Origin of the sequence: Paraburkholderia sp. RHO2 (genome assembly GCF_050955445.1) — a bacterium.
In the GTDB taxonomy this organism is placed as follows: Bacteria; Actinomycetota; Actinomycetes; order Mycobacteriales; family Mycobacteriaceae; genus Prescottella; species Prescottella agglutinans_A.
Genome location: NZ_CP162617.1, coordinates 4,404,050 through 4,414,156, shown reverse-complemented (window position 1 = coordinate 4,414,156; position 10,107 = coordinate 4,404,050). Strand labels below are relative to the sequence as shown.

The window sequence follows — 10,107 nt, the reverse complement described above, 5'->3', positions numbered from 1 at the left end:
TCGGACGGCCGGTCAGATGGTGAGGGCGGTCCGCACGACGGACTCGGCGTCGGCGCCACCGGACCCGGTGGAGGTGATCCGGCCCGACTCGAGGACGTAGTAGCGCTGCGCGGACTGGAGCGCGAAACCGATGTGCTGCTCCACCAGGAGCACCCCGAGATTGCCGCGTCGGGTGAGTTTCACGATCGCGGACTCGATCTCGGCCACGACGGACGGTTGGATGCCCTCCGTCGGTTCGTCGAGCACGAGCACCCGGGGCTCGGTGATCAGCGCTCGCGCGATCGCCAGCTGCTGGCGCTGGCCGCCGGACAGCAGACCCGCGCGGCGGTCGAGCAGTGACCCGAGGGCCGGGAACAGAGCGAGTTGCTCGTCGATGAGGGTCTTGCCGCGGCGGCGCCCGTCCGCGACCACCTGCAGGTTCTCGAGGCACGTGAGCTGCCCGAAGGACTGCTGGCCCTGCGGTACGTACGCGAGCCCCCGGGCCACGCGGGCGCTGGGCCGCAGCCGGGTGACGTCCTCCCCGTCGAGCAGGACGCTGCCCGACGTCGTCTTCGCCAGCCCGACGGCCGCACGCAGCAGCGTCGTCTTGCCGGCGCCGTTGTGTCCCATGACGGCGGCGACGCCGTCGGCGGGGACGACGACCGAGGCGCCGTGGATGATCTCGGTGCGGCCGTACCCGGTGTGGATGTCGACGAGTTCCAGCATGGTCAGTTCTCCTCGAGTACGTCTGCGGCGGCGGCGGTGCCCAGGTACACCTGCTGCACCGTCGGGTCGGCCTGTATCTCCTCGACGCTGCCGTCGGCGATCACCTTGCCGCGGGCCAGGACCGTCACCGACGTCGCGAACGCCCGCATGAAGTCCATGTCGTGCTCGACGACCACGACGGTGCGTTCGGCGCCGATGCGCCGCAGCAGGTTTCCGGTCTCCTCGCGCTCGTCGTGGCTCATGCCGGCCACCGGTTCGTCGAGCAGCAGCACGTCGGCGTCCTGCACCAGCAGCATCCCGATCTCGAGCCACTGCTTCTGGCCGTGCGCCAGGATCCCGGCCGGCCGGTCCCGCAGGTGCGCGAGCCCGGTGGTCTCGAGCGCCTCCTCGATCTGTGGCAGGACGCTCCGGCGGCGACGCAGCATCGTCAGCGGGGACCGGCCGGAGCCGGCCGCGATGTCGAGGTTCTGCAGGACCGTCAGTTCCTCGAACACCGACGCCGTCTGGAATGTGCGGCCCACGCCGGTCCGGGCGATCCGGTGGACCTTCTGCCCCAACAGTTCCACGCCGGACTTGGTGACCGATCCGGTGGCGGGGACCAGGCCCGTGACCGCGTCGACCAGCGTGGTCTTGCCGGCGCCGTTGGGGCCGATGAGGAAACGCAGATCGCCCTGGAACAGGGTGAGATCGACGCCGTCGACGGCGGTGAAGCCGTCGAACGTGACCCGCAGGTCGCGGATCTCGAGGTATTCGCTCGACATGCCGGCGTTGCCGCCGAGGGTCGGTTGCGTGTGGGCACCGTTCATCGCGCGACCTCCATTTCGCGGGCGGGTTCCGGTTCGCTTTCGAGGGGAGTGGCGCGTCGACGACGTCCGAAGAGCTTGGCCAGCCCCGCGATGCCGGCCGGGAAGAAGCCGATCACGACGATGAACAGCAGGCCCTGCGCGTACGTCCACGCCGACGGGAAGTTCTCCGACAGCGTCGTCTGCGCCCACGCGACACCGATGGCCCCCAGCACCGGGCCGAGCAGCGTCGTGCGACCGCCGATCGCCACCCCGATGAGGAACGCGATCGAGGGGACGATGCCGACGTCGGCGGGGGAGATGATGCCGACGATCGGGACGAACAGCGCACCGGCGATACCCGCGAAGAAGGCTGCCACCGTGTACGCGACGACCTTGACGGTGGCGGGATCGTAGCCGAGGAACCGGACCCGCTCCTCCTGGTCGCGTACCGCGACGAGCAGTTCGCCGTAGCGGGAGTTCATCAACTGCCGGGTCGCGGCGACCACCAGCAGCAGGACCGCCGCGGCGATGAAGAACAGCATCCGCTTGTTCGCCGGGTCGGACAGGTTGAACCCGAAGAACGTGCGGAACCGGTTGAGGCCGTTGGAACCGCCGATCGACTGCTGGCCGACGAGCAGGATCGCGAACGCCGCGGCGAGGGCCTGCGACAGGATCGCGAAGTACGCGCCCTTGACGCGGCGCTTGAAGACGCCGAGCCCCAGCAGGAACGCGACCAGCGCGGGGACGACGAGGATCGCGACGATGGTCGTGATCGGGTTGGCGAACGGCGTCCAGTAGGCGGGTAGTTCGCGGATCCCGGCGATCTGCATGAAGTCCGGCACCGCGTCGCCGCGGAGTTCCGCGTCGGCGATCTTGAGGTGCATCGCCATGATGTAGGCGCCGAGGCCGAAGAACACACCCTGTCCCAGCGTGAGCATCCCTCCACGGCCCCAAGCCAATCCGATGCCGACCGCGACGATCGCGAAGCACAGGAACTTCGCCAGGAGATTGAGTCGGAAGTCTGACAACAGGGCCGGGGCGATCCCGAACAACACGAGCGCGGCGACGGCGAAACCGGCCCAGGCCCGGTACCGACTGAGCACGGTCATGCCAGGCTCCTTGTCTTCGCGACGAACAGCCCCTGCGGGCGGACCTGCAGGAAAACGACGATGAGCACGAACACGATCACCTTCGCGATCGATGCGGTGGTCGAGTACTCGATGAACGAGTTGAGGATGCCGAGCGCGAACGCCGCGACCACCGCACCCGAGAGCCGGCCCAGGCCACCGACGACGACCACGAGGAACGCGTCGATCAGATACGACTGCCCGACGGTCGGGCTCGTGGACCCGATCAGAGTCAGCGCCACGCCGGCCACGCCGGCCAGGCCAGAGCCGATGAAGAACGTCATCACATCGGACCGCCGCGAGGAGATCCCGCTGGTCTCCGCGAGGTCTCGGTTCTGCACCACTGCCCGGATGCGGCGGCCCATCGGCGTCCTCGCGAGGGCGAACGACAGCACCGCGACCGCCGCGATCGCCAGGATCAGGATGAAGATGCGGGTCTTCGGCACGACGGCGCCGAGGATCTCCACGCCACCCGAGAGCCACGACGGTGCAACGACGTTGACGGCGGGGGCACCGAAGATGTCGCGGGCCAACTGCTGCAGCACCAGGCCCACGCCGAACGTCACCAGCAGGGTGTCGAGTGGCCGGTGGTACATCCGGCGGATCAGCGTGGACTCGAGCGCTGCGCCCATCAGGCCGCCCACCAGGAATCCCACCACCAGCGAGATCAGCAGTGACGCGCCGGCACTCGACACGACCTGCTGCACCACGTACGCGGTGTACGAACCGGCCATGATGAACTCGCCGTGGGCCATGTTGATCACACCCATCTGCCCGAACGTCAGCGACAGGCCCAGTGCCGCCAACAACAGGATCGACCCGATACTCAGGCCGGTGAACAGCTGCCCGACAACCACATCCATCGGTGCCCGCCCTTCCTCGTCGTAGGGGCTCGGGTCAGCTACCGGAGCCGGACAGGCCGTTCGCCCAGTCGTAGTTCTCGAGGTACGGGTCCGGCTGGATCGGGCCGTCGGACTCCCAGATCGTGTAGATCAGTCCGTCGCCGCGGATCTCGCCGATGCGGGCGGTCTTGGTGATGTGGTGGTTGTCGCCGTCGATCGTGACCAGGCCCTCTGGCGCCTGGAAGGAGACGCCGTCGGCCGCGGCCTGGATGTCCGAGACGGCGAACGAGTTCGCCTTCTCCACAGTGTTCTTCCACAGGTAGACCGAGGTGTAGGCGGCCTCCATCGGATCCGACGTCGGCTTGTCCGCGCCGTACTTCGCCTTGTACGCGTCGACGAACTTCCTGTTCTCCGGGTTGTCGACGGTCTCGTAGTAGTTCCATGCGGTGAGCTGGCCGGCGACGTTCTGCACGCCGATGCCACCCACCTCCTCCTCCGCGATCGACACCGAAACGACGGGCATGTCAGCGGCTTTCAGGCTCACGTTGGAGTACTCGCGGAAGAACGCGACGTTGGAGTCACCGTTGAGGGTGTTGAACACCGCGTCGGCGTCCGCAGTGCGGACCTTGTTGACGATGGTCGAGAAGTCGGTCGATCCGAGCGGGGTGTAGTCCTCGCCCTTGATCTCGATGCCGTTGGCCGCGGCGTACGCCTTGATGATGCGGTTCGCCGTCTGCGGGAACACGTAGTCGCTGCCCACCAGGTAGAGCGACTTGACGCCCTTCTCCTTCAGGTAGTCGAGCGCCGGGACGATCTGCTGGTTGGTGGTCGCGCCGGTGTAGAAGATGTTGGGCGAATCCTCGAGGCCCTCGTACTGGACGGGGTAGTACAGTAGCGCGCCCGCGTCCTCGAACACCGGCAGCATCGCCTTGCGGCTCGACGACGTCCAGCCGCCGAAAACCGCTGCGACACAGTCGCTGCTGATGAGCTTCTCGGCCTTCTCCGCGAAGACGGTCGGCTCCGATGCGCCGTCCTCGGCGACGATCTGGATCTTCTTGCCGAGCACGCCGCCGGCGTTGTTGATCTCCTCGACCGCCAGCGCGATCGAGTCGCGCACGGTGACCTCGCTGATCGCCATCGTGCCGGACAGCGAGTTGAGCGAGCCGACCTTGACGGTGTCTCCGGACGTGTCGACGCAGGAGGTCGCGGACGTCGTACCGGAGGCCGAGGTGTCCGACGCCTTGCTGCCGCAGGCGGTGAGGACCAGGCCGAGTGCGGCGAGTGCAGCCGGGGCGGTGAGAGCACGCTTCGAGAACGTGGGCATGGACGAGCCTTTCCGTCGAGAGGAATGACGCTGAGCTGCGGCGAGGTACGTATACGACGCTGTATCCGTGATCCGAGACAGTAGGCGGAAGTTGTTGCGCCGGAATGTCTGTGGGTCACGAGTTCGTGTCGCGCATTACGCACACGTGAACGGGAGCTCACACGACCTCGACGGACGAGGCTCGATCAGCGGGGAAGGCGCTGGTGGATCAGCGAATCGTGTAGGGCGACACCGAGCTGCGGTGCTCGTTGATGTCGAGATCCTTGCCCAAGGGCGGGAAGGCGCGCTGCGGACAGTTCATCCGCTCGCACACGCGGCAGCCGGCGCCGATCGGCGTGGCGGTGCTGCCGCCGAGGTCCAGACCGTCGGCGTACACGACGCGCGGTGCGTGCCGCAGTTCGCAACCGAGGCCGATCGCGAACGTCTTGCCCGGCTGGCCGTAGCGCTGAGCGCGGCGCTCCACGGTCCGTGCGACCCACAGATAGTTGCGGCCGTCGGGCATCTGCGCGATCTGCGTCATGATCTTGCCCGGGTACGCGAACGTCTCGTACACGTTCCACAGTGGGCACGTGCCGCCGCTCGACGAGAAGTGGAACCCGGTGGCGGACTGGCGCTTCGACATGTTGCCCGCGCGATCCACGCGGACGAACGACCACGGCACCCCGCGCTGCTTCGGACGCTGCAGCGTCGACAGGCGGTGGCAGATCGTCTCGTAACTGATCGCGTAGAACGCCGACAGTCGCTCGATGTCGTAGCGGAAGTCCTCGGCGATTTCGTGGAACTGGCCGTAGGGCAGCACCGTCGCGGCCGCGAAGTAGTTGGCGAGGCCGAGCATCGCGAGCGAGCGGGCCTCGTCGGAGGTGAAGTTGCCCTCGTCGACGAGCTTGCGCAACAGGTCCCCGCACTCGAGGTAGGCGAGTTCGGTGGCGAACTTGAACACCTGTTGCCCGCCCGACAGTGCCGGCGAGATCTCCAGTACCCGGGTCTCGGGGTCGTACCGGTGCAGGACGTTCTCGCCCAGATCGATGCGGCGCACGATCTGGACGTCGTGCAGGTTCTCCAGCCGTCGCGCGATGCCGTCCGCGATGTCACCGCGGTGGAAGCGCAGCCGCGCGGTGAGCTCCTCGGCCGCGGTGTCGAGATCGTGGATGTAGTTCTGCCGCTGATAGAAGTAGTCGCGAACCTCCTCGTGCGGCATCGTGATCGACCCGCTGCCGCTGCCGTCGCTGTACCGGTCCTCGGTGGCGGCGGCCAATTGCGCGGACGTGTTGCGGTAGCGGCGGTGCATGTTGACCATCGCCTTCGCCAGACCCGGATGCGACGACACCATCTCCGCGATCTCCTGCGCGTCGGCGTCGATGCCCATGTCCTTGTCGAGCGCGACCTCGCGCAGCTCGGCGATCAGCCGGGTGTCGTCCTGCGAGGAGAAGAACGTCGTGTCGACGCCGAACACCTCGCTGATCCGCAGCAGCACCGGCACCGTCAGCGGGCGGACGTCGTGCTCGATCTGGTTGAGGTAGCTGGCCGAGATCTCCAGCGTCTTCGCCAGGGCCGCCTGGCTGAGGCCGCGCTCCGTCCGCAGCTGTCGCAGCCGGGCGCCGACGAAGGTCTTGGACATGACGTCAGGGTACGAGCGTGTTGCTAACCGTGCAAAGGACTGCGTTAGCACTCGGCTGACAACGGGCTCCCGACCCGCGGATACAACCGAACTTGTCGGTACCTTTCCGCATACTGCGATGCTGGCCACCGGTCGGCGGCGTTCGGCCGGAACGTCCTTCACGCACCAGTTGGAGTTCGCATGACCAATCCGGATCTCACCCTCATCGCCGTGCTGCTGGACCGCTCGGGTTCGATGCATTCGATCAAATCGGACACCGAAGGCGGTTTCGACGCCTTCATCGCCGAGCAGCGCGCGCAGCCCGGTGCCGCGGAAGTCACGCTGGCGCAGTTCGACCGCGAGTACGAGCGCGTCTACACCGCCCGGCCCATCGCCGAGGTGCCGCCGCTCGAGCTGCGTCCGCGGGGGAGTACCGCACTACTCGACGGCATCGGCCGGTTCACGACGGAGATCGGGGAGGAGTTGGCGGCGCGAGCGGAGTCCGAACGGCCCGGGCACGTGATCATCGTCGTCGTCACCGACGGTCACGAGAACGCGAGCCGCGACTGGACTCTCCCGGCGGTGAAGGACGTGATCGCACGGCAGGAACAGGTCTACGGCTGGGACTACGTGTTCCTCGGCGCCAACATGGACGCCGTGTCCGTCGGCCGGCACATGGGGTTCGCGGCCGACAAGTCCATCACCTACGACGCGAAGGGCGAATACGTCGAGGCCGCGTACTTCGTGACCTCCGACTACGTGAGCCGGAAGCGCCGAGCGGATGCGGGGGTGCCCGTCCACGGTTTCACCGATGCGCAGCGCGCGGTGACGAGGGAATGAGCTCCTGGAAGGCGGAACCGCGAGGGCTACCAGACCGAACATGACGTTTTCGGAACAAGTCTTGACATCTCGTTGACGGTGGCAAAAGCTGGGCAACGGTCGATGCTCATATGTGTAAAGCATTGATGTCGAGACAGTTCGGGGCGCGCAGTGAGGGCCCGCGCGTCTCGAGCGAACAGACGTGGACGCTCGCCGACGGGCGGGTGTCTCCGGTCCACGCTCGCCCGCTGAACTGGGCGTGGTCCGTCCCCTGTCCCGGTGGTCGCCCGCGGCTGCGGCCGACTCTCGACCAGGTTCGTCAGAGGTCCCGATGATCTTCACGCGTCGCTCGCGGAGCGGGCTCCAGCCTCCCATGCTCTTTCCGTCCGCCCCGGCGGCGGACCACCCGGCCACAGGATCCGGCGTCGCGACGGCGGGCGCCGACGCCGACGGGTCCGTCGTCGAGGAGCCCAAGGATCTCGACGCGATATCCGTGACCGCACGCTGGCTGATCCTCACGACCGACATCAGCCGGCCCTTCAGCCGTGCGCTCCTGCCGGAGTCGTTCGAGGTGCCCGAACGTCCGAGCATCGCGGTGTGGATCGTCGAGCCGCTGTCTGCGGACTCCGACGAGGTGGGGGTGCCGCAAGGCCGGCTGTTCGCCGGGATGTCGTGCTCGTGCCTGTTGCCCGGCGAGCAGGACGAGAGCGCGTTCACGTCCGATCTACTGGTGGGCGCCCCGATCGAGGACGGGGACCGCAACCCCTTCGCGCTGCCGGAGCTGCCCCAGGCGGAGCTCAGCCTCGTCAACGGTGTCGGTGGGATGGGATTCTCGATCCCCCCGGCGGACGGCGGTGGACGGGGATTGGTGGGGCGAGTGGAGCTGTCGGAATCCGGATCCGAGCAGGTGCAGCTGACGCCGGACTGGCTCGCCTGCCAGTCGTGGCGGACGGACCTCGTCGAGCCTGTCGGTGTCGCGAGCACCCGGGACTACGGGGACATCGTCCACACCCAGTGGGAGCTCACCCGGCTGTCGCCGATCGTCACCGGCTCGGCCGTCGTCGAATGCGCCGAGTTCGGGCCGCGCGCGTACGACCTGTCGTCGGCCGCCTCGCTCGAGGCCCGCTACGGCTTCGCACGAGTCGCGATCCTCGGCCGACAGCAGCGCGCGTAGCTCTCGAACGGCCACTCGAAGGTGTCTGTAACCCGTGTTCGCGTCCGTTCCGTTGCGCGGAACGCTGTCCAATTTGTGTGATTGCCCTCACAGGCATGTCCACGGCGTGTGAAGGCGCGCCCCGTCGAGACCCTCGTCACGTGTCCGATTCACGTTCGGCGGGCGTGTCCGGATTTCACGCTAACCCCGAGGTAGAGGCCTACTTGCGGGTAACTTAACCGCCCTACTGATCAGTAGCCCAAGCAACTGCTTGGCTGTCAAATAATTTGCAAGCTTTGCAGATTGATCTGAAAACATAGCGAAGGTTGGCATTAGCTACAGGTAGACGCGGGTTTTCACGTGTGCCATTGTCGGCATGTACATCCGATCGGCCTGGCAACGGTGTGAAGCAGTACAGCCGTACCGGTCGAAGCAGCAGAGAAGAAGTGGAGCTTTCGATGTCGACCACCGGCACCCCGAGGACCGCAGAGCAGATCCAGAAGGATTGGGACACCAACCCGCGCTGGAAGGGCATCACCCGTAACTACACGGCCGAGCAGGTCGTCAAGCTGCAGGGCACCGTGGTCGAGGAAGCTACCCTCGCCCGCCGCGGCTCCGAGATCCTGTGGGATCTCGTGAACAACGAGGACTACATCAACTCGCTGGGCGCCCTCACCGGCAACCAGGCCGTGCAGCAGGTCCGCGCGGGCCTCAAGGCCATCTACCTGTCCGGCTGGCAGGTCGCCGGCGACGCGAACCTCTCCGGTCACACCTACCCGGACCAGAGCCTCTACCCGGCCAACTCGGTGCCGCAGGTCGTGCGCCGCATCAACAACGCGCTGCTGCGTGCCGACGAGATCGCCAAGGTCGAGGGCGACACCTCCGTCGACAACTGGCTCGCCCCGATCGTCGCCGACGGTGAGGCCGGCTTCGGTGGCGCGCTCAACGTCTACGAGCTGCAGAAGGCCATGATCGCGGCCGGCGTCGCCGGTTCGCACTGGGAGGACCAGCTCGCGTCGGAGAAGAAGTGCGGCCACCTCGGTGGCAAGGTGCTCATCCCCACCCAGCAGCACATCCGCACCCTGACCTCGGCTCGCCTCGCGGCCGACGTCGCCGACGTCCCGACGGTCGTCATCGCCCGCACCGACGCCGAGGCCGCCACGCTGCTGACCTCCGACGTCGACGAGCGTGACCGTGAGTTCCTCGACGGCACCCGCACCGCCGAGGGCTTCTACGGCGTCAAGAACGGCATCGAGCCCTGCATCGCCCGCGCCAAGGCCTACGCGCCGTACTCCGACCTCATCTGGATGGAGACCGGTGTGCCGGACCTCGAGGTCGCCAAGAAGTTCGCCGAGGCCGTCCGCAGCGAGTTCCCGGACCAGCTGCTGGCGTACAACTGCTCGCCGTCCTTCAACTGGAAGGCGCACCTGGACGACGCGACCATCGCGAAGTTCCAGAAGGAGCTCGGCGCGATGGGCTTCAAGTTCCAGTTCATCACCCTGGCCGGCTTCCACTCGCTCAACTACGGCATGTTCGACCTGGCGCACGGCTACGCCCGCGAGGGCATGACCGCCTTCGTCGACCTGCAGGAGCGCGAGTTCAAGGCTGCCGAGGAGCGCGGCTTCACCGCCATCAAGCACCAGCGTGAGGTCGGCGCCGGCTACTTCGACAGCATCGCCACCACCGTCGACCCCAACACCTCCACGGCTGCCCTCAAGGGCTCCACCGAAGAGGGCCAGTTCCACTAGTCCCCTC

Annotated in this window: 9 protein-coding genes; 3 read left to right on the top strand and 6 right to left on the bottom strand. The window is 67.2% G+C overall.

Annotated features, from left to right (window positions below):
- Window positions 1-12: 12 nt before the first annotated feature.
- From urtE to ramB, 6 genes are all read right to left on the bottom strand, one after another.
- Window positions 13-705, bottom strand: a complete 693-nt coding sequence (gene urtE / locus ABTV10_RS20615) for an urea ABC transporter ATP-binding subunit UrtE (protein ID WP_499029854.1) — start codon at window positions 703-705, stop codon at window positions 13-15.
- Between the two features lie 2 nt (window positions 706-707).
- Complete coding sequence (gene urtD / locus ABTV10_RS20610) at window positions 708-1,511, bottom strand: urea ABC transporter ATP-binding protein UrtD (RefSeq protein ID WP_499029852.1); 804 nt, start codon at window positions 1,509-1,511, stop codon at window positions 708-710.
- The gene (gene urtC / locus ABTV10_RS20605; protein ID WP_499029850.1) at window positions 1,508-2,599 is read right to left on the bottom strand and encodes an urea ABC transporter permease subunit UrtC; all 1,092 of its coding nucleotides are present in this window, start codon (window positions 2,597-2,599) and stop codon (window positions 1,508-1,510) included. The genes urtD and urtC overlap by 4 nt, the downstream gene beginning before the upstream one ends.
- Entirely contained in the window at window positions 2,596-3,480 is an 885-nt protein-coding gene (gene urtB, locus ABTV10_RS20600; RefSeq protein WP_499029848.1) for an urea ABC transporter permease subunit UrtB, read from the bottom strand. Before urtB ends, urtC begins: the two co-directional genes overlap by 4 nt.
- Before the next feature lie 34 nt (window positions 3,481-3,514).
- Window positions 3,515-4,783 carry an urea ABC transporter substrate-binding protein gene (gene urtA / locus ABTV10_RS20595; RefSeq protein ID WP_499029845.1) on the bottom strand — a complete coding sequence of 423 codons (1,269 nt, stop codon included), beginning with the start codon at window positions 4,781-4,783 and terminating at the stop codon, window positions 3,515-3,517.
- Between the two features lie 208 nt (window positions 4,784-4,991).
- A complete protein-coding gene (gene ramB / locus ABTV10_RS20590) occupies window positions 4,992-6,401 on the bottom strand; it encodes an acetate metabolism transcriptional regulator RamB (RefSeq protein WP_433607029.1) in 1,410 nt (469 codons plus the stop codon).
- A 180-nt stretch (window positions 6,402-6,581) separates the two neighbouring features.
- On the opposite strand from ramB, the gene ABTV10_RS20585 reads away from it, so the two are divergent.
- The 3 genes from ABTV10_RS20585 (at window position 6,582) to aceA (ending at window position 10,100) form a co-directional block, all read left to right on the top strand.
- Window positions 6,582-7,220, top strand: coding sequence for a hypothetical protein (locus tag ABTV10_RS20585; RefSeq protein ID WP_499029843.1), 639 nt, complete (start codon window positions 6,582-6,584; stop codon window positions 7,218-7,220).
- Between the two features lie 352 nt (window positions 7,221-7,572).
- On the top strand, window positions 7,573-8,373 hold the full coding sequence (locus tag ABTV10_RS20580; protein ID WP_499029841.1) for a hypothetical protein: 801 nt from the start codon (window positions 7,573-7,575) through the stop codon (window positions 8,371-8,373).
- A gap of 437 nt (window positions 8,374-8,810) precedes the next feature.
- Window positions 8,811-10,100: an isocitrate lyase gene (aceA, locus tag ABTV10_RS20575; RefSeq protein ID WP_433607023.1), complete on the top strand. Its 1,290-nt coding sequence runs from the start codon at window positions 8,811-8,813 to the stop codon at window positions 10,098-10,100.
- Window positions 10,101-10,107 lie beyond the last annotated feature (7 nt).